We start from the raw sequence: 22,333 nt of genomic DNA, 5'->3' as shown, positions 1-22,333 counted from the left end.
CCCTGAACAACGCAACAACTTCAACGCGCGGCCAAAAGATTAACAGCTTCTTAATTTCCGTCAAAGCAATCGAGGCAATACAGTTAACCTCTCGCCGCAAGGGTACACTACGAATGGTGCAGCCGAAGGCTCTCACAACTATCGATTGAGGGTATTGCGCCGGGTCAAGCGATCGAGCGCGAGGGAACCACGTGCAGTTGCTCGTCGATCCGCCGGCCGTGCGAGGCATTGAGCAGCTGGCGGATGCGGACGGAGGGAACCGGCCGGCTGAACAGGTATCCCTGTGCTTCGGTCACCGCGCCATCGGCGCTGATCAGTTCGAGCTGCTCATTGGTCTCGATGCCCTCGACCACGACCGACATGCCGAGATCCGCCGACAGCCGCGCCACCCCGCGCAGCAGGGTCAGCGGACGGTCGCTGTCGATGCCTTCGAGGAAGGAGCGGTCGATCTTGACCTTCTGCAGCGGGAAATTGTGCAGGTAGCTGAGCGACGAGTAGCCGGTGCCGAAATCGTCCAGCGAGATCCGCACGCCGAGCGAGCGCAACTGGGACAGCAAGTCGTGGGTCAGCTCGGTGTTGTGCAGCAGCGAGGATTCGGTGATCTCGATCTCGAGCCGGTGCGCCGGCAGGCCGGAGACCTCGAGCGCGTAGCGAACCTCGCTCAGCACGTCGCGCTGGTGGAACTGCTGCGGCGAGAAGTTGACCGCGACGCTGACCGCCTCGGGCCACTTCATGCATTCCATGCAGGCCTTGCGCAGGATCCAGCGGCCGAGATCGACAATCAGGCCCATGTCCTCGGCAACGGGAATGATGTCGACCGGAGAGACCGTGCCGCGTGCCGGATGGTTCCAGCGTAGCAGCGCCTCGCAGGTGCTCACCTTGCCGGACTTCAGGTTGATCAGCGGCTGGTAGAACAGCTCGAATTCCTCGTTGGCGAGCGCCTTGCGCAGGTCGAGCTCGAGGATGCGGCGGGCCTCGACGGTTTGCGCCATCTCGTCGCGGAAGAAGCAGAAGGTGCCGCGGCCGTCGGCCTTGGCGCGGTAGAGCGCCATGTCGGCGTTCTTCAGCAGCGTGTCGGCGCCGACGCCGGGCGCGGTCATCGCGATGCCGACGCTGGCGCCGATCTCGACCAAATGGTTGTCGATCTTGTAGCGCTCGCTGAGGCGGTCGACGATGCGACGAGCCAGCGCCGCAGCGTCCTCGTGCGAGTGGATGTTCTGCTGGAACACCACGAACTCGTCGCCGCCGAACCGCGCCACGAAATCCTCCGGCCGCAGCATCTCGCGCAGCCGCTCGGCGACCGCGCAGAGCAGCTGGTCGCCGCAGGGATGACCGAGCGTATCGTTGACCTGCTTGAACTGGTCGAGGTCGACGAACAGCAATGCGGAGCGATGGTCGCCGTGCTGCATGGCGAGCAGCCGGCCGATTTCGTCGCGGAAATTGACGCGGTTGGGCAGCGCGGTCAGCTCGTCGTAGCGCGCGAGGTGGCTGATCCGGGCCTCGGCGTCCTTGCGCTCGGTGATGTCCTCGACCAGCACCACCGTGCCGCCGCCGGCCATCGGCTGGAAAGTCCAGTCGAGCGAGCGGTTCTTGGTTGGGTCGGGATCGCTGGTGACGATATCGCCGCGCTGCGAGCTCTCGATCTCGTAGAGGATCTGCTGTGCGGCCGCGGCCGAGATCGAGCCGGACAGGACACAGGCGTTGCAGATGTCGGTCGCGCTGGCGCCGCGCTGCACGAAATCGTCCGACAGCTGCATCATCTCGATGAAGCGGTGGTTCATCACCGCAACGCGGCCGTCGGCGCTGAACATGCACAGGCCGTGCGGCATGTTGTTCAGCGCGGTATCGAACTGGCCCGCCAGCGCGGCCTCGCGCTCCTTGGCGATCCAGGCGTTGACGTAGATGCGCTGCAGGCTGGAGGTCAGATGCCGGATGGCGCTGAAGAACACCAGGCTGAGCAGTGCAAGGGCGATGTGATAGGGGCCGCCGACATACATCAGCGCCAGGATCAGGGGACCGATCGACATCAACAGATGCAGGTGGAAGATCTGCGGCCGGCCGAAGGTCCGCCCTACCCCCGCCGAGGTGTAGGCGACCACCGTGGTCACGCACAGCATGTGCGCGGCGGCATCATTGGTCATGAGCAGCACGGTGACGCCCCAGATGCCGAGCGAGATGCCGTAGGCGATGGTGCCGATCCGGTAACGCTTCTCCCAGGTCACGGACTCTTCGACGGTGAGCCGGGAATTGCGCTGCTGGTAGCGGTACATCTGCAGCGCGCGCGCCAGCCCCACCACGATGAACAGCGGCACGCATAGCCAGCACAACAGATTGCTCGTGACAGCCGCAATCACGGCGCCCGCAATGGCGGGACCGAAGGCGCCGAAAATCATGGGCGCTGGGTTCATGAACAGGGAATCGACCAGTGCCGCCGAAATCGTCGGCGACATCGACCGGTCCGGTTCACCCGTCTGACTTGCAAACTGCATTGTGAGAGCGCGCGTCCTTTTCAGCTCGCACTCTTACTGATCGCAGGTGAAGTCTTTCTGAGCGAACATCGTTAGCAAGTCCTTGCCGCGCCCAGGCGACGACCGGAATTCACTATAAAATTCAGTGCGCTAGGTGAGAAGTGTTGACCGCCGCCGAGGTTCCCGGAGCAGCTCTGCACCCGGCTCACGACAACAGCGGCGACCAGGCCGGGTCGGAGGCAAAGCCCGGGGTCGGTACCCGCAGCTCGTTGCGGCCGGAGACGTCGATGGTGAACAGCGACGGGCCGCTGTTGCCGCCGGGATCGCGGAAAAACATCACGACGCGCCCGTTCGGCGCAAAGGTCGGGCCTTCATTGTGGAAGCCCGAGGTCAGGATGCGCTCGCCCGAACCGTCGGGTTTCATGATGCCGATCGCGAACTGCCCGCCGCCCTGCTTGGTGAAGGCGATGTAGTCGCCGCGCGGCGACCAAACCGGCGTCGAATAGGTGCCGTCGCCGAACGAGATGCGCTGTGCACCGCCGCCGGTTGCCGGCATCACGTAGATCTGCGGCTTGCCACCGCGATCCGACTCGAAGCACAGCCGCGTGCCGTCGGGCGCGTAGGACGGCGAGGTGTCGATCGCCGGCGTGTCGGTCAGCCGCGTCATCGACTTCGAGCGGAGATCCATCACGAACAGGTTGGAGTTGCCGCCCTGCTGCAGGCTCATGATGACGCGCTGGCCGTCGGGCGAGAAGCGCGGCGAGAACGACATGCCCGGGAAGTTGCCGACGATCTCGCGCTGGCCGGTCTCGATGTTGAGCAGATAGACGCGCGGGTCGCCCTGCCCGAATTCCATGTAGGTGATTTCCTGGGTCGACGGCGAGAAGCGCGGCGTCAGCACGAGATCCGAGCCGCGGGTCAGGTAGCGCACATTGGCGCCGTCCTGGTCCATCAGCGCGAGCCGCTTGACGCGGCGATCCGCCGAGCCGCTCTCGTCGACGAACACGACGCGGGTATCGAAATAACCCTTCTCGCCGGTCAGCCGCTCGTAGATCTGGTCGGAGATGATGTGGGCGATGCGCCGCCAGTATTCGGCCGAGGTGTCGTACTGCTGGCCGGCGAGCTGCTGGCCGGTGTTGACGTCCCAGAGCCGGAACTCCGCCTTGACGCGCCCGTTGCCCTGGCGCGTCATGCGGCCGGTCACCAGCGCCTGCGCGTTGATGCTCTTCCAGTTGTTGAAGTTCGGCGCCGCGTCGATGTTGATCTGCTTCTCGAGATAGGCCGCCTGATCGATCGGCGCAAACAGGCCGCTGCGCTTCAGATTGTTGGTGATCACCTGCGTCACGCCGACACCGACCTCGGTGTCCCCGGGCGTACCGGCGGCGAAGTTCGGGATCGCGATCGGCAGCGGCGCGAAGTCGCCTTCCGGAATGACGACGCGCTTCTGTGCAAAGGCGCTGCGGCTTCCGGCCAGCACGCCAAGGGCAGCCATTCCGGAGATCATCTGTCGGCGGTCGAGGCGAAACGTCATTGTACGCAAATCATTCTGGTCGGTCATTGTCCGTAGACTTTGTTTGCTATTGGCCAAGCGACGCCGTCGCCCTCAGGTCTTTCGCTCTGTGAACACCGGCGCAAAATACTTCCATTCGTCGAAGAAGGCCGCCGGCAGATTGTACGGCTGGCATTCGATGATCGCCCGCAGCGCGCTCTCCTGATAGACGCGCAGATAGGGCGTCGCCGGCGTGCCTTCCGGCACCGGCATGCCCTCGAGCGAGCCGTCACGCTTCAGCTTGATCGAGAACACCGCCTCGGTCTGCTGCGCCTCGATGCCACCATAGGGCTTCTTCCAGCAGCGCTCGACCTGCTGCTTGAACATCGCGCCCCAGGTCGCGGAGTTGTCGGCAGCCTTGCCCTTCGCGGTGCCGAGCGCCGCATTGGCATTGAGCGTATCGCCGGTCGCCGCGGCCCGCGTCGGGTCACGCTTGTCGAGGAGGGCTGCGATCTTGCTCTGGTCGAACACGCGATCCTTCGGCTTCTGCTCCGGCGGCGGCTTGGCGGCCTGTGCGACCGGCTTCGGCGGCGGCTTCTTCTCTTCCTTCTTGATCGCTTCCGCGATCGGGTCGGGCTTCACCGGATCGGGTTTCTTCTCGACCGGCTTCGGCTCTTCCTTCGGCTTGTTCTCGACCTTCTTCGGCGGATCCGGCTTCTTGTCTTCCGGCTTCTCCACCTTCGGCGCCGGCTGCGGCGCGGTGTCGGTCACGACAGGGGGCTTTTTCTCCTCGACCTTGCCGACGGTGTCGTCGACCGGCTTGGCTTCAGCGACCTTGTCGACCAGCGGCTTGGGATTTTCCTTCTTGCCGTCCTTCTGACCGGCCATGACATGCGAGAGCTGGTCGGGCGAGATCACGTCGACGGCAACCGATTCCTCTTCGGGCATCACGTACGCCTTGGTCGACCACGACACGAGGCCCCACCCGATCACGAGGACGTGCAGGACAATCGATGCCGCCAGAGTCTTGTCGACCTTGACCTTCAAATCAGGCTTCCCCGTGCCTTGGCATGGTGGTTATCCGCCTTCCGGGATGATGACGATATTCGCCTTGAATCCCGCGGCCCGGACCTCCCCGAGCAGTTTCATCATATCCGTGTAACAGACGTCCTTGTCGCCACGCAGATAGACCACTTTTTCGGCATCCGACCGGGCGTCACCGATCGCCTTGATCTTGGCCGGAAAATCGGCGGCCGTGACCGGCGCGTCACCCAGATAGAGCTCGACATTCGAGTTGCAGCCGCCGCCGGTGCGCTTGACCGACAATGTCAGCGGCGGCTGGTTCGACGAGATCGACTTGCCGCCGCTCGCCACCGGCAGGTCGATGTCGATGTTCGACGTCATCAGCGGCGCCGCGACCATGAAGATGATCAGCAGCACCAGCATCACGTCGACCATCGGCGTGACGTTGATCTCGGCCATGACCGGCTTGCGGCCGCCGCGGCGGCGTCTGCCACCGCCGGACCCTGCCATGCTCATCGCCATGATCGCACACCCGCAAAAGTGACCATCATCTAACTCAACCCCGCTCGTCGATCTGACGGGACAGGATGGCGGAGAACTCGTCGGCGAAGCCCTCCAGGCGCGCGGCCTGCCGGTTCACCTCCGAAGTGAACTTATTGTAGAAAATAGTCGCCGGAATTGCGGCAATCAGGCCGATTGCAGTGGCAAACAGCGCTTCCGCGATACCGGGCGCCACCACCGCCAAAGAGGTGTTTTTGGAGGCCGCGATCGACTGGAAGCTCGACATGATGCCCCAGACGGTGCCGAACAGGCCGACAAAGGGGCCTGCCGAGCCCACGGTGGCGAGCACCAGCAGCCGGCGTTCCAGCCGCTCCACCTCCCGGGCGATCGAGACGTTCATGACCTTCTCGATCCGCGCCTGCAGGCCGGCAAAGGACCGCGACTGGCTCTCGAAGGAGCGCTTCCACTCCCGCATCGCCGCGACGAAACAGGCCGCCATCGACTGGGTCGGCTTGGCCGAGAGGGCCCGGTAGAGTTCCTCGATCGACTGGCCGGACCAGAACGCCTGCTCGAACTTGTCCATGGCCCGCTTGGTGCGGGCGTAGAGCAGGATCTTGTCGATTGCGATCGCCCAGACCCACACCGAGCAGGACAGAAGTCCCAACATCACGCATTTGACGACCCAATGGGCCTGCCAGAACAGCGCGATCAGCGACACGTCGCTCGATGCCAGTGGCAGAGTTGACTGAGCCACGTCGGCGGGATTCATCGGCAATATCCTCTCAACGCAAGTGTCCCAATTCGGCGGGCCGCCAATCGGCACCCCTTCCACGGCCGCGCGCCCGGCGCGGCAAAACTGCGCGAGAGCCTCTTACATCTGTCGCATGGGGGGCCCGTCCAAAGCCGCGCCCTGCTTCCCCTGCCAACATGTCAAAACGAGGGCTTTTCACGCGTCATTCCGACCCTAACCAAACGCTAATCATGGTTAAGGCGAGGTTACCAAAGGGAAATTTGGAGGCGGGAAATGCCGCCGGCCGGGGAGGTTGGCGGGTTCCACAGATGAACAGTTTCCGCGGGATGGAAGGTGACGAGACCCCTTCCCACGTCGTCCGGCCTAGTGCGCAATTGCGCACGGGGGCCGGGATCCAAACCACCGCACTCAGTGATGAACGGGATCGCGGCCCCAGCGCGCGCAACATTTGAGACTTGGGGTAATGGATCCCGGCCTTCGCCGGGACGACGGGAAGGATGGTTCTCGATTCAAGTTGCCACACCACGCGGTGTCATCACCCGCATGCGGGTGATCCAGTATTCCAGAGATGGCGGTGCCGAGTGCATCTCACGTCAAATGCCTGATGATCGCGAGCCCGGCGAACAGGCCGGCGATCGAGAGAGCGACCGAGCCCGCGACATACAACACCGCAAGGCCGAGCTCGCCGCGCTCGTAGAGCAGCGCGGTGTCGAGCGAGAAGGCGGAGAAGGTGGTGTAGCCGCCGAGGATGCCGGTCATCAAAAATAGCCGCCAGGGCTGCGAGGCGTCGCCCTTGAAGGCGAGATAGCCGGCGATCAGGCCCATCACGGTCGAGCCCGTGATGTTGATGATGAAGGTGCCGTAGGGAAACGCGGTGCCGATGCAGCGCGCGCAGGTGACGTTGATCAAATGCCGCAACGTCGCGCCGAGACCGCCGCCGAAGAAGACGAGGAGATAGCTTGCCGCGTTACCCACCAATGCCCCCGCTGGTGTGTCGAGTGAGGGCGCATCTTGCCGCACACTCAAATCACCCACCCCTGAAAGGGGAGGGTCGACGCGAATGAAATGAGCGGCGGGGCGGGGTCACAGTCTCTCCATTGAGAGACTGCTCGTGCTGAGAGATGACCCTCCCCGTTTCGCATTTCGCTTCGCTGCATGCGAAACGACCCTCCCCTTCAGGGGAGGGTGAAGAAATATGCGACGGTCGAAGCCGCGCTTAGCCGGCCTTGCCGAACAGCTCGTCGACATAGTCCCAGTTGACGAGGTTTTCGACGAACGCCTTCAGATAGTCCGGACGGCGGTTGCGGTAGTCGATGTAGTAGGAGTGCTCCCAGACGTCGACGCCGAGGATCGGCACCGCGCCGTGGACCAGCGGGTTCTCGCCGTTCGGAGTCTTGGCGACCTCGAGCTTGCCGCCCTTGACCTGCAGCCAGGCCCAGCCGGAGCCGAACTGACCGGCGCCGGCAGCAGCGAAGTCGGCCTTGAACTTGTCGAAGCCGCCGAGGTCCTCGTTGATTTTCTTCTCGAGCCGGCCGGGCAGCTTGCTGCCGCCGCCATTCGGCTTCATCCACTTCCAGAAATGGATGTGGTTGTAGTGCTGACCGGCATTGTTGAAGACGGCCGCGTTCTTGCCGAACGAACCCTTCACGATCTCCTCGAGGGACTTGCCTTCGAATTCGGTCCCCTTGATCGCGTTGTTGCCGTTGGTGACGTAGGCTTGGTGATGCTTGTCGTGGTGAAACTCCAGCGTTTCCTTGGACATGTAGGGAGCAAGGGCGTCGTGGGCGTAGGGCAGATCGGGTAGCGTGAAGGTCATGGGGTAATGTCCAACAGAGGGTGGGAGACTACACTTAACGGGCCCCCCTTATAGAAGGTTCCATGGCGGAGAAACACCGCATTTTCGGATCGCCCATGACAGATCGGCACAGCCCGAACCAAGACCAAGGACCCAGACGATGAGCATCGAAATCGACATTCTCAACGGAGATGCGTCGTGGAAGCGCGCCGAGCCGCTGCTCCAGGCGGTCTGGAGCCCGGATGCCGCCGAGAAGCCGGTCTGGGCGGACATCAAATGGGCCCACGCGGATTTGCGCGTACTGCTCGATGCGCCCGACGACAGCGGGCTGGCCTGCCATGTCGGTATCTATTTCCGGACCATCACCTGGAATGGCCACAAGGTGCATGTCGGCGGCATCGGCGGAGTCTCGACCCGCGCGGACTGCCGGCGGCGCGGCTATGCGTCACTCGCGTTGGATGCTGCCGTGCACACCATTCGTGCCAACGACGCGGTGAAATTTGCAATCTTATTCTGCGAGCCGCACAATTTCGCGTTCTACCAGGCGCGCGGCTGGCATCCCTTCAGCGGCGAAGTTTATTGCGAGCAGCCTTCCGGGCAGATCCGCTTCGAGGCGATGGCGCCGTTCGTCAACGACATCGTCCGCGCGCCGCGCCAGGGCAAGATCGACCTATGCGGCCTGCCGTGGTGACCCCTGCATCGGCGGCGGTGGCGATCAACGGTGCAACCTCGTAACATGTCGATCATCATTTATTGATTGCGAGCCCGGTTCACTGGCGTTGGATTGCAGTGCGCCCCTCTCCCGCTTGCGAAGTGAGCCGTGACGCATGACCATTGATGCCTCGATCGACGACGTGCAGCCGGCCACGGCCGCGCCCGCCACGCCGGTCAATGACCTGCTGACCGCGCCGATCCTGCCGACGCTGCTTCGCCTCGCGATCCCGAACACCATCGCCATGTTCGGCTCGACGCTGGTCGCGGTGGCCGAGACCTCTTACATCGGCCGGCTCGGCACCGAGCCGCTGGCCGGCATTGCGCTGGTGTTTCCGTTCGCGATGCTGACGCAGATGATGTCGGCCGGCGCGATGGGCGGCGGCGTCTCGTCGGCGATCAGCCGCGCGCTCGGCGCCGGCGATCGCGACCGCGCCGCCGATCTGGCGCTGCATGCGGCGATCATCGGCGGATGCGCCGGACTGTTCTTCACCGTGATGATGCTGGGCTTCGGCCGCAAATTCTATGCGCTGCTCGGCGGACATGGCGGCGTGCTCGAGCAGTCGATGCATTACTCGCAGGTGCTGTTCTCCGGCGCGATCTCGATCTGGCTGGTCAACACGCTCGCCTCCGTGGTGCGCGGCACCGGCGATATGCGAATTCCCTCGATGACGCTGATCACGGTCTCGATGATCCAGATCGCGGTCGGCGGCGTGCTGGGTCTCGGGTTGTTCGGCATGCCCGGTCTCGGCATGCGCGGCGTCGCCGCCGGACAGCTCACGGCCTTCACGTGTGGTGCGATCTTCCTCGCCTGGTATCTCGCCTCTGGCCGCAGCCGGTTGAAACTCGACTTCGCCGCCTTCAGCTTCCAGCGCGCGATGTTCCTCGACATTCTCAAGGTCGGCGCGATCTCCTGCCTGTCGCCGCTGCAGAGCGTGCTGACCATCCTGATCTTCACCAAGATCCTGGCCAGCTTCGGCACCGAGACGCTGGCCGGTTACGGCATGGGCTCGCGGTTGGAGTTTTTGCTGATCCCGATCGCGTTCGCGGTCGGCGTCGCCTCGGTGCCGATAGTCGGCATGGCGATCGGCGCGGGACTCGTGACGCGCGCCCGCAAGGTGGCGTGGACCGCCGGCACCGTCGCCGGACTTGTCGTTGGCTTCGTCGGACTTGTGGTCGCGCTCAAGCCGACGCTGTGGATTGCGCTGTTCACCACCGATCCCGGCGTGACCGCCGCGGCTTCGTCCTATTTCGCGCTGGCCGGCCCGGGCTTCGGCTTCTTCGGCGTCGGCGTCTGTCTCTATTTCTCCTCGCAGGGCGCGGCCAAGGTCGGCGGACCGGTGCTGGCCGGCACCATCCGCCTGCTGCTGGTCGGCATCGGCGGCTGGTGGCTCGCTACCGTGAGCGCCCCGGCGTGGACGCTGTTTGCGCTGGTCGGCGGTGCAATGGTGGCGTTCGGCCTCGCCACCATCATTTCGATCCGGCTGACCCGCTGGGGATAAATACGACGCAGCGCCCTCGCACCGGAGCGTTGCCTAAGCATGACTGCTCCGGAAACAGGCACCAAATTTTTTGGGAGCGCGCTCACCTGATCGCGCGAATATGACATTGCAGAAATTCTTCGACTTGTTATGCAGGCCGACCTCTAAAGCGCGATGAGATTGGGTCGAATCGTCATCGCGCTTTAGCTCTTTGTTTGATCATGATCTTTTCGGAAAACCGCTTCGCACTTTTCCGGATCATGCTCTGGGGGAATGAGCCATGGCCTGCAGATTCGAATTCATGATCGCAATCATTGCGACGGTGCTTGCCGTGCCCGTCGCGCATGCGCAAGGCGCGCCTGAGCCGGTCGGCGTCTGGCAGACCCAGGCCGGCGATGCCCGCGTCAAGATCAGCAAATGCGGCGGCGGCATCTGCGGCGTGGTGGTGAGCCTGCGCGACCCGATCGATCCGATGACCGGCAAGCCCCAGGTCGACAACAAGAATCCGAATCCGTCGCTGTCCAGCCGGCCGATCATCGGGCTGCCGCTGTTTTCCGGCATGCATCCGGTCGCCGCGGGCAAATGGTCGGGCCAGATCTACAACGCCGACGACGGCGGCACCTATGCGAGCAGCATCTCGGTGACCGGCGAGAGCACGCTGCGCGTCGAAGGCTGCGTCGGCGCGCTGTGCGGCGGCGAGACCTGGACGCGGGTGGGACGGTAATTCTGAGCCGAGCGGTAACCGCGACGGGACCGTGCTCCCTCGCCCCGCTCTTGCGGGGAGAGGGTTGGGGTGAGGGGCTCTATCCGCGTAGCCATATCTGAATTGTAGTCAGCTCACCGTCGATCTCGCGAGTCGGATGAATATCTCTTGCGGCCACGCATTGCCTGCCCTCACCCGAAAGCCACGCGAGGCGTGGCGTCCGACCTCTCCCCGCAAACGAGCGGGGAGAGGTGAGAAAAATTGCTACACCGCGCGCGCCTTCAGCACCGTCGCGGCCGAGGCGTAGCCGCCGCGGGCGCCGTCGATGAAGTGGACGTGGTCGGCGCGCATCACCGACGGGGTGAAGCAGGTCATCATCGCGGCATCCTGCTCGTGCAGGCCATAACGCACGATGCCCTGCGCCGCGGCGGCGGCGAGGCGCTGCTCGATGTCGGAAGCGAGCTCCGGCGTGCAATCCAGGATCATGCGCAGGCCGTCGTCGAACTTGCGAAAGTCTGAATTCTCGACGACCTGCTGCAGATAACGTTTCGGCGCGAACTTGCCGACCGGGATGTTGAACCGCATCAGCGTATAGGCCCACAGCGTGAATGTGAGCACCACGGCGCGACGCAGCGCGAGCGGGCCGCGGCGCCGTGCGCGCGCCTCGTACTCCATTCCCTGCGGCGGCCAGTGCAGCGGCGGACCGCTGGCGGGCACCGGCCGTCCGGCATCGGGACTTTTCTCGACGCGGACGACGATATCCTCGATCACCTTGCGGAAGGACGCGGGATCGGCGTTCTTCGCCGGCAGCACCAGCACCGACAGAATGACGCCGCGCGCGGACGGCATCACCTCGAAGCGGCAGGACAGGCCGGACAAATCGGGTTGCGTGCCCTGAGGCGCCGGATCGACCGCGAACTCGGCGCGCTTCATCGCGGCATCGGCGTAAGCAAGACCGCCGCCTGAGAACATCGCATAGGACAGATTGGCCGACGGCCCGAAGCGCGCGACGCGGACATCGGCGCCCGCGGCGCGGATCGCCGCCATCGGCACCAGCGCCACCCGCAGCACCAGATCGAGGTCGTCGTGCACCCAGCGCGCGGTCGCGGCCAGGGCTTCGCGCGCCTTGTCGAGATCGGCGGGCGCGACCGCAAAACTCGCACCGTCGCCGCCGAACACGAAGGGGAATTCGCGGCCCTCCAGCGCATTGGTGACGGCGGCGACCACCGCGGCGCCGGCCATGTTGACCGCCTTGTAGCGCTGCGCCGCGATCGCCTTGGTCGATTCCACGATATCGGCGACGCCGACCGTCCAGTCATCCGGCAACGGCGCATACAGCGCGGGGTCCATCAGCCGCGCGAAGCCGCGAAACACCGGAATGCCGCCGTAGAAGATATCGCTGCCGCCAGCCATCGCAACGCCGCGCCGTTTCCGCCCTGATGCGGGATTCTCTAGCAGATACGGCGCGGGTTGGGACCGGTTTTAGAAGCGTAGCCCGGATGGAGCGCAGCGAAATCCGGGGACCTCTCAAGCGGCGGGAGACCCCGGATTGCGCTTCGCTCCATCCGGGCTACGGTGACTGTCTCACGCCGCCTCGCCTGTCCTGCTCCACGGCGGAAACGGATCGCGCAGCCCGGCCCAGGCTTGCGGGTCCATGCCCGGTCTGCCGGTGACGAGGCAGGCATCGAGCCTGCGGCGGATGTAGTCCTCGTTCATGCCGGAGCCGATGAAGACCAGCTCCTGCCGGCGATCGCCGTAGAGATCGTTCCAGCTCCGCTGCATCATCAGCCGCCAGTCCGGATCATCCGGCCAGCGCACGCGCGGGATCGCGGCCCACCACGAACCGAGCCCTTCGGTGCGGACGATGGCGCCGGCCTGGCTCAGCTCGCCGCACCAATCCGGGCGCGTCGCGATCCAGAAATGGCCCTTGGCGCGGATCACGCCTTGCCAGCTCTCGCGCAGGAAGCCGTGGAAGCGCACCGGGTCGAACGGGCGCCGCGCGCGGTAGACGAAGCTTTTGATGCCGTACGCCTCGGTCTCCGGCACGTGCCCGGCGAAGCCATAGAGTTCCTTGTGCCAGAGCGGATGCTGCTGCGCGCGCTCATAGGCAAAGCGGCCGGTGTCGAGCACGCGGTCGAACGGGACTTGCGCAAAATTCGCTTCGACGAGGTCGGCCTCGGGATTGAGCGCACGCACGATGGTACGGGCGGCCTCGCGCTGCGCAGGCGTCGCGGCATCGATCTTGTTCAGCACCACGACATCGGCGAACTCGATCTGCTCGACCAGCAGATCGACCAGCGTGCGCTTGTCGCCGTCGAGCGCTTCGCCGCGCTGGGCGAGGAAATCGGTCGAGGCGTAGTCCTTCAGGAGATTGGTGGCATCGACCACCGTGACCATGGTGTCGAGCCGCGCGATGTCGGAGAGGCTCTGGCCATCTTCATCGCGAAACTCGAAAGTCGCGGCGACCGGCAGCGGCTCGGAAATGCCGGTCGATTCGATCAGGAGATAATCGAAACGGCCGCTCTCGGCGAGCGCGCGCACCTCTTTCAGCAGATCGTCGCGCAGGGTGCAGCAGATGCAGCCATTGCTCATCTCGACCAGTTTTTCGTCAGTCCGGGACAGGTTCGCACCGCCATCGCGAACCAGGTCGGCGTCGATGTTCACCTCGCTCATGTCGTTCACAATCACCGCAACCTTCAGACCGCGGCGGTTGTTCAGGACGTGGTTCAGCAAAGTGGTCTTTCCAGCCCCGAGGAAGCCGGACAAGATGGTGACGGGGAGTTTTTGCATCGAGATCAAACAGTTGCTGGAGGGATCGGCGGCGGCGGGACATGGGGCATTCGCTTGATGTTATGTTATAACATAACATCAATGAGGCGAGGCCTGTCAAGCGCCTGGGCGGCGCAGTCAGCCTGCCAGTTTTAGGAATGCGTAGCCCGGATGGAGCGCAGCGAAATCCGGGGCCGCGCTATCCACGGATGGACCTGTCCCGGATTGCGCTTCGCTCCATCCGGGCTACGGGCTCAGGATGACGGGTTCAGAGTTCGCGCTCTACTTCCCCAATCCGCGCAGCACAAGCTGGTTCATGCGGCCAGCGAACGCGGCGGGGTCGTCGGGCATCTCGCCGTCGAGGATCTGCGCCTGTTCGAACAGCAGCAGCGACAGGTCCTTCGCCTGCGCGGTATCGGTCGCGAGCGCTGCGACCAGCGGGTGGCGCAAATTGATCTCGAGCACCGGCTTTGTGATCGCGCCGCGGTTCTGCTGGGCGAGCAGCCGCTCCAGCGCGCGGTCGCGCGCATCGCCGCCGGCGACGAGGCACGACGCGCTCGCGGTCAGCCGCTGCGAGGCGCGGACGTCGGAGACGCGCTCGCCGAGCGCGTCCTTGATCACGGCGATCGTGGTCGCCGCGTCGGCCGCGGGTTCGTCCTTCTTATCGTCCTTGTCATCGGCAAGCGGGATCAGGCCGAAATCGACATCGCCCTGACTCAGCGACTTCAGCGGCTTGCCGCCGAAATCGAGCGGCGCCGAGGTCCAGAACGCATCGACCGGATCGGTCAGGAGCAGCACCTCGATGCCGCGGGCGCGCGCCGATTCCAGCTTCGGGTTCGACTTCAGCCGCTCGACGCTGTCGCCGACCAGATAATAGATCTCGGTCTGGTTCGGCTTGAAGTCGTCGACAACCTGCTTCAGCGAGCGGTTCTCGCCCGACGTCGTGGTGAAGCGCGCCAGTGCCAGCAGCTTGTCGCGGCGCTCGAAATCCTCCCACAGGCCTTCCTTGATCACCGGGCCGAACGCGTTCCAGATCTTTGCGAAGGTCTCCGGCTCCTTCTCGCCGAGCGTCTCCAACTCGCCGATCACGCGGCCGGTGACGGCCTTGCGGATCTGCGCGAGCTGCGGATTGTTCTGCAGCATCTCGCGCGAGATGTTGAGCGGCAGGTCCTCACTGTCGATCACACCCCGGATGAAGCGCAAGTAAGCCGGCAGCAGCTCGGCATCGTCGGCGATGAAGACGCGGCGGACGTAGAGCTTGACCTTACCCTTGCGCTCGACCTGGAACAGGTCGAACGGCTTTTGCGACGGCGCGAACAGCAGCACGGCGTAGGACTGCCGGCCCTCGGCACGGTAATGCAGCGTCATCGCCGGCTCGTCGAACGCGCCGGCGATCTGCTTGTAGGCCTGGGCGTAATCCTCCGGCTTGAGCTCGGATTTCGAGCGCTGCCACAGCGCGCTCGCCGAGTTGATCTGGCGCGGCTCGCCCTCTTCCGGCACCAGCAGGATCGGAAACTGGATGTTGTCGGAATATTCGCGGACGATGCGCTCGATCTCGTAGGCCTCGAGATACTTGGCGGCGTCCTTCTTCAGATGCAGCACGATCTCGGTGCCGCGCGCGACACGCTGGGCGGCCTCTTCGCCCCCCGGTGCGATCTCGAAGCCGCTGCCGCCTTCCGACGTCCACACCCACACCTCGTCCGAGCCGGCGCGGCGGCTGGTGACGACGATCTTTTCGGCGACCATGAAGGCGGCATAGAAGCCGACGCCGAACTGGCCGATCAGGTTGGCGCCGTCCTTGGCCTCGGTGAGCTTCGACAGGAACGATCTGGTGCCGGAGCGCGCGATGGTGCCGAGATTGTCGATCAGCTCCTGGCGCTCCATGCCGATGCCGGTATCAACCACGGCAAGCGTGTTGGCCGCCTTGTTCGGGACGATCCTGATCTCCGGCGGCGTGCCGTCCGTGATCAGGGACGGATTGGCGATCGCCCCGTAGCGCAGCTTGTCGCAGGCATCCGACGCGTTCGAGATCAACTCGCGCAGGAAGATATCGGTCTCGGAATAGACCGAATGCACCATCAGGTGCAGCAATTCGGCAACCTCGGCCTGGAATGGCTGGGATTCGGCAGCGGCAGTTGTGGTCATGCGGAAACTCGGACAATCGGTAAGGGGCGGGAAAGCCCTGATATAGCGCGATCGCGCCGCGTGGCAAGGTTGCCAAAAGCGGCCGGAACCGTCAGTCCGAGATCGCCGCGAGATAGCGCTGCACCGAGCGGTCGAACGCCGCCTTAGCGTCGGAGGCGATGTTCTTGCCCCACCAGGCGCCATAGATCCGATCATAGGCCAGCGGCTCGACCGCGCGCGCGAGGCGGCGGACCGCTGATGCATTGAGCGGGATATAGTTCGGGTAGGAATACATGAAGCTGACCGAGCGGCGGTCCATCGCCACCATCGCGATATCCCCGGTCAGAAGCGCGCCGCGCCCGTCGGCGCCATTGCGCCAATGCAGCATGGTGGCGCCGGCAAAATGCCCGCCGCCGCGCACCAGCAGGATGTCGTCGGAGATGCGATGGCTGTCCCCCTGCCACGGCACGATCGACGGATAAGGCCGCGTCACCCATTGTGCATCGTCGCCGTGCAGATAGACCGGGGCATTGTCGAACGCCGCGCTCCAGTCGGCGACCGCGCCATAATAATGCGGATGCGAGATCGCAATCGCCTTCAGCCCGCCGAGCGATCTGACATGGGCGATCGCCTCGGCGGTTGCCAGCGGCACGCAGTCCCACATCACGCAGCCGCCGCGGTCCGGCACCAGCAGCGCGCGCTGCCCGATCGCAAAGGACGGCTCGAGCGCGATCCCGACGAGGCCAAGATCGTCGCGACAGACCAGTTTGTGCCGCTCTGCGAGCTCCTCGCGCGTCAGCCACGCCTGCCCCTTCCAGTTCACATATTGCCGCTCGTCCTCGCAGATCGGGCAAGCCGGCGGCGGCGCAGCGGTCTCAGGAAATTGCGCGCCGCATTGTTCGCAGGTCCACAGAGGCATTGGCAGCGCCCTCGTTGCGATGAAGCTGGTCTGCTGATCTAGCGCCGCGGCAGGAGGCGTTCAATGCCGCCGCCCCAGTTCCATCTGCATCTCCGCCGGTGCTATGCCGAACTTCCGGCGGAACGCGCGATGGAAATAGGACAAGTCGTTGAAGCCGACCGTATAGGCGATGTCGCTGACCTTGCGGCCGGCGTCCTCTTCGTGCAGCAGTAGCCGGCGCGCCCGCAGCAGGCGCTGCTCGAGGACGAACTCCGAGAATGTCGTTCCTGCGGACGCGAACAGGCGCTGCGCCTGGCGGGTGCTCAGCGCATTCGCCTTTGCTATGGCTTCGATCGTGAGCTTACCGTTGTCGAGATTTTTGAGAACATCGGCCTTCATCAGATCGAGCCGCGCCTTCGCCACGCCGTCGCGTGCCGACAGCTGCTTTGTCTCGGCGCTGCTGCCGAGAACGAGACCCGCCAGGTCGGCGAGATGGTGCGCCGCCGCCCGCTGGCCGGGCACGTCCAGATCGCCGGCAAGCTCGGTGCAGAGCACGGAATAGCGCTCGATCATCGCGCCCAGGGCCGGCTCGCGCCCGAGTACCCGCGCCAGCTGCGTTTCCACCAATGGTGCGACCTGGAGCAGCAGGCGCCGCGGAAACCGCGTCGTCGTAAAGCTGCCCGACCGGGTGAGGTCGGCGGTGCCGACGATATTCATTTCGGTGAGGCACATCTGGCCGCGCTGAAGCTCGATCGCCTTGCCTGCCTGCGTGACCTGCACCGTGCCGCGCGTCGCAGAGATCAGGACGAGGTCGTCGCAGCCGTCATTCAGAAGCGCGCGGGTGCGAGCGAAGCGGGCCGAGCCGCCGCGCGGCGTCGCGATGGCAACCGTATGCAGCAGCGTAAACTCGTTGTGGCAGTCGATGCGGTTGTCGTCGGTCGGTCCGACGTCGAGCCGGCAGAAGCCGCGGCAAATCCCTTCGCGCCATGCCTCATAGGCCGGCCCTTTGGCCAGCCCATGATGGAAAATCGAGAACCGGTTGGGCACCTGTGTCTCGGACATGATCCGCGCTCCGACGCTCGATCGATCAGGGCTGACACGATCGATCGCTTGCTGTCCGCCGCGCGCATGTCGTGTGCGCACGTCGTTCCTGTCCCTACGCTTGGCGCGACGGTCCACGACTCCGGCGCGGAGCCTGATACCACTGCGCCGATTGCCGGTAAAGCTATTCACGAGATGCAACCCTATGATGCGAAGTGCGAAAGCCGGGAATAAAACGGCGCAGCAGTTTCGCGACGCGGCATTGCCGTGTCTCGACGATGCCTACGCGTTCGCCCAGGTCCTGATGCGGACCGAGGCGGACGCCGAACTGGCCGTGCAGGAATGCTATCTGCGCGCACTGCGCCGGTTCGACGGCGTTCGCGGCCCGGCCATCAGGCCGTGGCTGCTCGCGATCCTCAAAGCCGTCTGCCAAGAGAAACTCGACCGGAAACCCTCCGGCAACAATGTAACGCCGGAACGGCGCGACACCCCGACCATCCGGCAACTCATCCATGACCTGCCCGCCCCGCTCGGCGAGGTCATCGCGCTGCGCGAGATGATCGATCTCTCCTACAAGGAGATCGCCGAAGTCACCGGCATTCCCGTCACCACCGTGATGTCGCGCATCGCGGAAGCGCGCGCCCTGCTGCTCCCAGCGTGGCGCGCGGCGAACAAGGCCGCGCAGGCGAAGCCGGCGGCGCCTCAAAACCGGTGGTCTACCGCGCGAACGCCTGTTGAACCGCCGACGGCTCGGTGATGCCGTTCGCGATCAGGAGCTCGAGCAATACCCGCGCCTTCTGCGGGTTGAGATCGAGCGAGACCGCGAAGCCGAGCTTGTCGTCCTCGACCTCGACGTTGCGGTTGACGAAGCCTGAGCCGACCCGGGTCGAACGCACCACCACGACGCCCTGCTTCGCCGCGGCGGCCAGCGCATCGATCGCGCCCTTCGATGAATTGCCGTCGCCGACGCCGGCCAGCACGATGCCCTTGGCGCCGCGCCTGACCGCATCCTCGACCTCAGCGGCGTCCATGTTGGCGTGCGAATAGATGATGTCGACCCGCGGCAAGGGCGGCGCATCCGGCAGCTTCAACCTGGCAGCCTTGACGGGTGCGGCCGGCTGCAGGAAGCGCAGCGAGCCGGTGTCGACATAGCCGACCGGGCCGACTTCGGGCGAGCGGAACGTCTCGACGCTGGTGGTGTTGGTCTTCTGCACCCAGCGCGCGGCATGGATGGTGTCGTTGAGCACCACGAGCACGCCGCGGCCGCGGGATTCCGGGGCCGATGCGACCCGCATCGCCTCGTAGAGATTGGCCGGACCGTCGGCGCCGATCGCGGTCGAGGGCCGCATCGATCCGACCAGCACGATCGGGACGTCGGTGTCGAGTACGTTTTGCAGGAAGAACGCGGTCTCCTCCATCGTGTCGGTGCCATGGGTGATGACGACGCCGTCGACCTCCTTGTCGTCAATGGCCGCGCGGATGCGCTTGACGAGGTCGAACCACACGTTGTCGTTCATGTCCTGCGAGCCGATCGACGAAATCTGCTCGGCCGACATCTGGGCGAGCTTGTCGATGCCCGGGATCGCCGCGACCAGGTTGGCTGCGCTGACCTTGCCTGAGTCATAGGCGTTGCCGGCGCGTGCGCTGGCCTGCCCCGCGATGGTGCCGCCGGTACCGAGCACGAGCACGCGGGCCAGCGCGGTGCCGGAGGCCTGTTGCGCTGATACCGGCGAGGCAAGCCCGATCGTGAGGGCGGCGGCGAGGCCGAGGAAGAGCCGAACGGAATAATTGGATTGAAACGAACGTGGCATGATCTTCTCCCCAAAGCGACAGGTCGCCAGTCCACAACTCGTGGTTTTGTCCCGTAACAAGTGGACAAAGTTGCGGCGGAAGATGCGATGGTCGGAAGATGGGTTGAAGCGTTTAGTGAGCTTCAAACGTGTTGCGCAGCTCGATCTCCGTCCCGACGGTTCGCCAGATCGAACGATCGACGAACAGCACCCGATCCTCGGCGTGGGCGAGCAGTCTTGCGATATCAAGCGCGTGCAGGCGCGCATTGATGGTGTGCAGCACCGCGCCCATGCAGGGCACGGCGAGATAAAGCTCGAGGTGACGGCGCGAGTTCCAGGCCAGCGTGGCAACGCGCATGCCGCGCTCGACGCCGATCTCGGCGAGGAAGTTGGCGAGCTGGCCCGCGCGGCCGAGCAGCTCCGCATGGCTGATGACATGGACGCGGTCGCAATACCGCGTCGTCACCGTCTTGTTCGGATAGAGATCCGCGACACGTCCCTCACCAGATTGAGGGTGAGCGGGACCTGCTGCATCAAGCCTGCGAGCATGCCGTATTCTCCGGAACTTCCGCAAAACCTTGACATCTGCCGGAAGGCGGCGCAACATTTTTCGAAGATTATTCGACTTTTGGTGCCCGCGATGCATTTTGAGCTTCCCGACGACCTCCGCGTTCTGCAAGGCCGGATGCGTGAATTCGTGCGCAGCGAGCTACAGCCGCACGATGCCGCGATCGAGGCGACCGGCAAGGTGCCGGACAGCGCCATGGCCGGCCTGCGCAGGATGGGATTGTTCGGCACCAACACGCCGAAGCAATTCGGCGGCCTCGGCCTCACGATGCTGGGCAGCTGCATCGCGATCGAGGAGCTCGCGAAGGCCCACACCGCCTTCTACTATCTGAGCGGGGTCAACGTTCACATCGGCTCGAAGGCGATCGAGCTCTACGCGCAGCCGGCGGTTCGCGACCGATGGCTGCCGGAGCTCGCCAGCGGACGGGTGATCGGCGCGTTCGCGCTGACCGAACCGAATGCCGGATCCGATGCCGCCCGGATCCAGACCCGAGCGCGGCGGGACGGCGATCATTACGTGCTCGACGGCCGCAAGACCTATATCACCAATGCGCCCGCGGCCGGCGTCTTCACGGTGTTCGCCACGCTCGATCCCTCCGCCGGCGCCAAGGGCATCGCGGCCTTTGTCGTCGACGCAAAGACGCCGGGCCTTGCCATCGGCCGCCTGGTCGAGATGGCTGCCGGACGCGGCTCGGAGCACGCCGAAGTGATCTTCGAGGATTGCCGTGTTCCGCGCGAGAATCTGCTGGGACAGGAGGGCGAAGGATTCGCCATCGCGATGCGGTGCCTGGATGCCGGGCGCACCCATTGGGGCGCCTATTGCGTCGGCGCGGCGAGCCAGCTGCTGGACTACGCGCTCGACCATGTCTCGGAGCGCGAGACGTTCGGACGCAAGCTGCGCGACCATCAGGGCATCGAGTGGCAGATCGCCGACATGGCGAGTTCGCTGCATGCCGCGCGGCTTGTCGCCTATGAGGCAGCCTGGCGTTACGACCAGGGCGATGCCGCCGCCCGCACCGCCGCGGCAGCGCTCTCCAAATATACCGGCGCCGACATGGTGCAGCGCGTCGCCGACACGACCATGCAGCTGTTCGGCGGTGCCGGTTATTCAAGAGACCTGCCGATCGAGCGCATCTGGCGGGAAACGCGGGTGGTCCGCATTCTAGACGGCACCTCCGAGATCATGCGCCAGATCATTGCCCGCAACGCGTTCCGCACACATGAACGGCGGAACGCGCCGGTCTGACCCGCAGGCTTTACCGCTGTATCCCGTCGCAATAGCACTTGTGTTCCGATCCCGCTGCCTTACTGTTTTTTTTACGGGGATGAGATTCCTGCTTTGACGCGTCTTCCTTGCGCGAACCGGTATCCACTTCGCGCGAAAACGCTCTTGGAGACCACCGTGGCTTCGGGGACGACACTCAAGCTCAAGCAGCAACGCAGCCGCGACCGGCGCGAGCAGATCCTCACGGCGGCCACCAAGCTGTTTGGCGAAAAAGGCATCGACGGAACCTCGCTCACCGAGGTCGCCGCCGCGGCGAAAGTACCGCTCTCCAGCATCTATGATTATTTCGAGGACAAGCGCGCGCTGGTGCTCGATGTGCCCGAAGGCAATTTCGAGGCGCTGTATCAGAAGACCGAGCCGCTGCTGGTCAAGGGTGGCGATCCCGTCGACCAGCTCCGCATCATCTTCCTCACCAACTTCCAGTACATCAAGGACAACCCGAGCTGGGGCCGGGTGTTCTTCCTCGAGATCTGGCCGAGCGTGCTTGCCGCCGAACCGCGGATCAAGAAGGCGGTCGACAGATACGCGCTGCGCTATGTGCAGTTGATCAGGCAGGCGAGCCGCGCCGGCACCTATCGCCGCAATCTCGATCCCTACACCGCGATGTCGCTGATGATGGGCGGGATGTGCCACCTCACCGCCGTCTGGCTGCTTTACGGCCGCAAATACGATCTGGTGAAGAAGGGCAAGGCGCTGTTCACCACGCTGCATAACGGGTTTGTGCAGCGTTAGCCGCGCCGGTGCGCGGCCGGCTCTCGTAGAATGGGTAGAGCGAAGCGAAACCCATCATTCGTCAGGTCGACACGGAGCGATGGGTTTCGCTTCGCTCTACCCATCCTACGCACCGCGTGGTTCGCGGCGCGAACGATTTGATCCAAATTCATCGCTGTTTGGCCGGCTATGGCGGCGATCCGTTTCCGGAAAACCAATACACAAC

At 64.7% G+C, this 22,333-nt stretch carries 20 protein-coding genes; 6 read left to right on the top strand and 14 right to left on the bottom strand.

What is annotated here, in order from left to right; all coding sequences use genetic code 11:
• Positions 1-164: 164 nt before the first annotated feature.
• The 7 genes from ACVWZM_RS25820 to ACVWZM_RS25790 all read right to left on the bottom strand — a co-directional run bounded on the left by ACVWZM_RS25820 (position 165) and on the right by ACVWZM_RS25790 (position 8,048).
• Positions 165-2,489, bottom strand: coding sequence for a putative bifunctional diguanylate cyclase/phosphodiesterase (locus tag ACVWZM_RS25820; RefSeq protein WP_456855270.1), 2,325 nt, complete (start codon positions 2,487-2,489; stop codon positions 165-167).
• A 184-nt stretch (positions 2,490-2,673) separates the two neighbouring features.
• Positions 2,674-3,999 carry a Tol-Pal system beta propeller repeat protein TolB gene (gene tolB, locus ACVWZM_RS25815; RefSeq protein ID WP_028340643.1) on the bottom strand — a complete coding sequence of 442 codons (1,326 nt, stop codon included), beginning with the start codon at positions 3,997-3,999 and terminating at the stop codon, positions 2,674-2,676.
• A gap of 72 nt (positions 4,000-4,071) precedes the next feature.
• Positions 4,072-5,004: a cell envelope integrity protein TolA gene (locus tag ACVWZM_RS25810; protein ID WP_057018118.1), complete on the bottom strand. Its 933-nt coding sequence runs from the start codon at positions 5,002-5,004 to the stop codon at positions 4,072-4,074.
• A gap of 30 nt (positions 5,005-5,034) precedes the next feature.
• Complete coding sequence (locus tag ACVWZM_RS25805) at positions 5,035-5,502, bottom strand: biopolymer transporter ExbD (protein ID WP_016846953.1); 468 nt, start codon at positions 5,500-5,502, stop codon at positions 5,035-5,037.
• Between the two features lie 34 nt (positions 5,503-5,536).
• Positions 5,537-6,250 carry a protein TolQ gene (gene tolQ / locus ACVWZM_RS25800; RefSeq protein ID WP_016846954.1) on the bottom strand — a complete coding sequence of 238 codons (714 nt, stop codon included), beginning with the start codon at positions 6,248-6,250 and terminating at the stop codon, positions 5,537-5,539.
• Positions 6,251-6,820: 570 nt separating this feature from the next.
• A complete protein-coding gene (gene crcB, locus ACVWZM_RS25795; RefSeq protein ID WP_076828042.1) occupies positions 6,821-7,207 on the bottom strand; it encodes a fluoride efflux transporter CrcB in 387 nt (128 codons plus the stop codon).
• Positions 7,208-7,448: 241 nt separating this feature from the next.
• Positions 7,449-8,048, bottom strand: coding sequence for a superoxide dismutase (locus ACVWZM_RS25790; RefSeq protein WP_016846956.1), 600 nt, complete (start codon positions 8,046-8,048; stop codon positions 7,449-7,451).
• A gap of 139 nt (positions 8,049-8,187) precedes the next feature.
• Here ACVWZM_RS25790 and ACVWZM_RS25785 point away from each other — a divergent pair, with 139 nt between their 5' ends.
• The 3 genes from ACVWZM_RS25785 to ACVWZM_RS25775 all read left to right on the top strand — a co-directional run bounded on the left by ACVWZM_RS25785 (position 8,188) and on the right by ACVWZM_RS25775 (position 10,943).
• The gene (locus ACVWZM_RS25785) at positions 8,188-8,718 is read left to right on the top strand and encodes a GNAT family N-acetyltransferase (protein ID WP_076828015.1); all 531 of its coding nucleotides are present in this window, start codon (positions 8,188-8,190) and stop codon (positions 8,716-8,718) included.
• A gap of 136 nt (positions 8,719-8,854) precedes the next feature.
• On the top strand, positions 8,855-10,240 hold the full coding sequence (locus tag ACVWZM_RS25780) for an MATE family efflux transporter (RefSeq protein ID WP_076828013.1): 1,386 nt from the start codon (positions 8,855-8,857) through the stop codon (positions 10,238-10,240).
• Positions 10,241-10,499: 259 nt separating this feature from the next.
• Entirely contained in the window at positions 10,500-10,943 is a 444-nt protein-coding gene (locus ACVWZM_RS25775) for a DUF2147 domain-containing protein (protein ID WP_076828011.1), read from the top strand.
• A gap of 243 nt (positions 10,944-11,186) precedes the next feature.
• Here ACVWZM_RS25775 and ACVWZM_RS25770 read toward each other — a convergent pair whose 3' ends face one another.
• The 5 genes from ACVWZM_RS25770 to ACVWZM_RS25750 all read right to left on the bottom strand — a co-directional run bounded on the left by ACVWZM_RS25770 (position 11,187) and on the right by ACVWZM_RS25750 (position 17,775).
• On the bottom strand, positions 11,187-12,335 hold the full coding sequence (locus ACVWZM_RS25770; protein WP_057018114.1) for a DUF3095 domain-containing protein: 1,149 nt from the start codon (positions 12,333-12,335) through the stop codon (positions 11,187-11,189).
• A gap of 171 nt (positions 12,336-12,506) precedes the next feature.
• Positions 12,507-13,712: a zinc metallochaperone GTPase ZigA gene (zigA, locus tag ACVWZM_RS25765; RefSeq protein WP_456855269.1), complete on the bottom strand. Its 1,206-nt coding sequence runs from the start codon at positions 13,710-13,712 to the stop codon at positions 12,507-12,509.
• A 261-nt stretch (positions 13,713-13,973) separates the two neighbouring features.
• A complete protein-coding gene (gene htpG, locus ACVWZM_RS25760) occupies positions 13,974-15,836 on the bottom strand; it encodes a molecular chaperone HtpG (RefSeq protein WP_456855268.1) in 1,863 nt (620 codons plus the stop codon).
• 91 nt (positions 15,837-15,927) lie between these two features.
• Positions 15,928-16,734 (bottom strand): MBL fold metallo-hydrolase, encoded by an 807-nt coding sequence (locus ACVWZM_RS25755; RefSeq protein ID WP_168858395.1) that lies wholly within the window; start codon positions 16,732-16,734, stop codon positions 15,928-15,930.
• Between the two features lie 60 nt (positions 16,735-16,794).
• Positions 16,795-17,775 carry an AraC family transcriptional regulator gene (locus tag ACVWZM_RS25750; protein WP_456855267.1) on the bottom strand — a complete coding sequence of 327 codons (981 nt, stop codon included), beginning with the start codon at positions 17,773-17,775 and terminating at the stop codon, positions 16,795-16,797.
• Positions 17,776-17,959: 184 nt separating this feature from the next.
• Between ACVWZM_RS25750 and ACVWZM_RS25745 the strand changes: the two genes are divergently transcribed.
• Positions 17,960-18,511 (top strand): sigma factor-like helix-turn-helix DNA-binding protein, encoded by a 552-nt coding sequence (locus ACVWZM_RS25745; RefSeq protein WP_456855266.1) that lies wholly within the window; start codon positions 17,960-17,962, stop codon positions 18,509-18,511.
• Here ACVWZM_RS25745 and ACVWZM_RS25740 read toward each other — a convergent pair.
• Together ACVWZM_RS25740 and ACVWZM_RS25735 are read right to left on the bottom strand one after the other, a co-directional pair.
• The gene (locus ACVWZM_RS25740; RefSeq protein WP_456855265.1) at positions 18,471-19,565 is read right to left on the bottom strand and encodes an asparaginase; all 1,095 of its coding nucleotides are present in this window, start codon (positions 19,563-19,565) and stop codon (positions 18,471-18,473) included. The genes ACVWZM_RS25745 and ACVWZM_RS25740 overlap by 41 nt on opposite strands.
• A gap of 112 nt (positions 19,566-19,677) precedes the next feature.
• Positions 19,678-20,151, bottom strand: coding sequence for an AMP-binding protein (locus tag ACVWZM_RS25735; protein WP_456855264.1), 474 nt, complete (start codon positions 20,149-20,151; stop codon positions 19,678-19,680).
• Between the two features lie 33 nt (positions 20,152-20,184).
• Between ACVWZM_RS25735 and ACVWZM_RS25730 the strand changes: the two genes are divergently transcribed.
• Both ACVWZM_RS25730 and ACVWZM_RS25725 read left to right on the top strand, forming a co-directional pair.
• On the top strand, positions 20,185-21,357 hold the full coding sequence (locus ACVWZM_RS25730) for an acyl-CoA dehydrogenase family protein (protein WP_456855263.1): 1,173 nt from the start codon (positions 20,185-20,187) through the stop codon (positions 21,355-21,357).
• Positions 21,358-21,513: 156 nt separating this feature from the next.
• Complete coding sequence (locus ACVWZM_RS25725) at positions 21,514-22,128, top strand: TetR/AcrR family transcriptional regulator (RefSeq protein ID WP_076828126.1); 615 nt, start codon at positions 21,514-21,516, stop codon at positions 22,126-22,128.
• Positions 22,129-22,333 lie beyond the last annotated feature (205 nt).

It is taken from the genome of Bradyrhizobium sp. USDA 4501 (assembly GCF_054062115.1).
Note: the sequence above shows the minus strand (reverse complement) of the source record. Positions and strands in the feature narration are given on the sequence as shown.

Bases quoted from the DNA above. Each gene is read 5' to 3' on its own strand.
- ACVWZM_RS25820 (WP_456855270.1), bottom strand. From the start codon at position 2,489: ATGCAGTTTGCAAGTCAGACGGGTGAACCGGACCGGTCGATGTCGCCG.
- tolB (WP_028340643.1), bottom strand. From the start codon at position 3,999: ATGACGTTTCGCCTCGACCGCCGACAGATGATCTCCGGAATGGCTGCC.
- ACVWZM_RS25805 (WP_016846953.1), bottom strand. From the start codon at position 5,502: ATGGCGATGAGCATGGCAGGGTCCGGCGGTGGCAGACGCCGCCGCGGC.
- tolQ (WP_016846954.1), bottom strand. From the start codon at position 6,250: ATGAATCCCGCCGACGTGGCTCAGTCAACTCTGCCACTGGCATCGAGC.
- ACVWZM_RS25790 (WP_016846956.1), bottom strand. From the start codon at position 8,048: ATGACCTTCACGCTACCCGATCTGCCCTACGCCCACGACGCCCTTGCT.
- ACVWZM_RS25785 (WP_076828015.1), top strand. From the start codon at position 8,188: ATGAGCATCGAAATCGACATTCTCAACGGAGATGCGTCGTGGAAGCGC.
- ACVWZM_RS25780 (WP_076828013.1), top strand. From the start codon at position 8,855: ATGACCATTGATGCCTCGATCGACGACGTGCAGCCGGCCACGGCCGCG.
- ACVWZM_RS25775 (WP_076828011.1), top strand. From the start codon at position 10,500: ATGGCCTGCAGATTCGAATTCATGATCGCAATCATTGCGACGGTGCTT.
- ACVWZM_RS25770 (WP_057018114.1), bottom strand. From the start codon at position 12,335: ATGGCTGGCGGCAGCGATATCTTCTACGGCGGCATTCCGGTGTTTCGC.
- zigA (WP_456855269.1), bottom strand. From the start codon at position 13,712: ATGCAAAAACTCCCCGTCACCATCTTGTCCGGCTTCCTCGGGGCTGGA.
- htpG (WP_456855268.1), bottom strand. From the start codon at position 15,836: ATGACCACAACTGCCGCTGCCGAATCCCAGCCATTCCAGGCCGAGGTT.
- ACVWZM_RS25755 (WP_168858395.1), bottom strand. From the start codon at position 16,734: ATGCCTCTGTGGACCTGCGAACAATGCGGCGCGCAATTTCCTGAGACC.
- ACVWZM_RS25750 (WP_456855267.1), bottom strand. From the start codon at position 17,775: ATGTCCGAGACACAGGTGCCCAACCGGTTCTCGATTTTCCATCATGGG.
- ACVWZM_RS25745 (WP_456855266.1), top strand. From the start codon at position 17,960: ATGATGCGAAGTGCGAAAGCCGGGAATAAAACGGCGCAGCAGTTTCGC.
- ACVWZM_RS25740 (WP_456855265.1), bottom strand. From the start codon at position 19,565: ATGCCACGTTCGTTTCAATCCAATTATTCCGTTCGGCTCTTCCTCGGC.
- ACVWZM_RS25735 (WP_456855264.1), bottom strand. From the start codon at position 20,151: ATGTTGCGCCGCCTTCCGGCAGATGTCAAGGTTTTGCGGAAGTTCCGG.
- ACVWZM_RS25730 (WP_456855263.1), top strand. From the start codon at position 20,185: ATGCATTTTGAGCTTCCCGACGACCTCCGCGTTCTGCAAGGCCGGATG.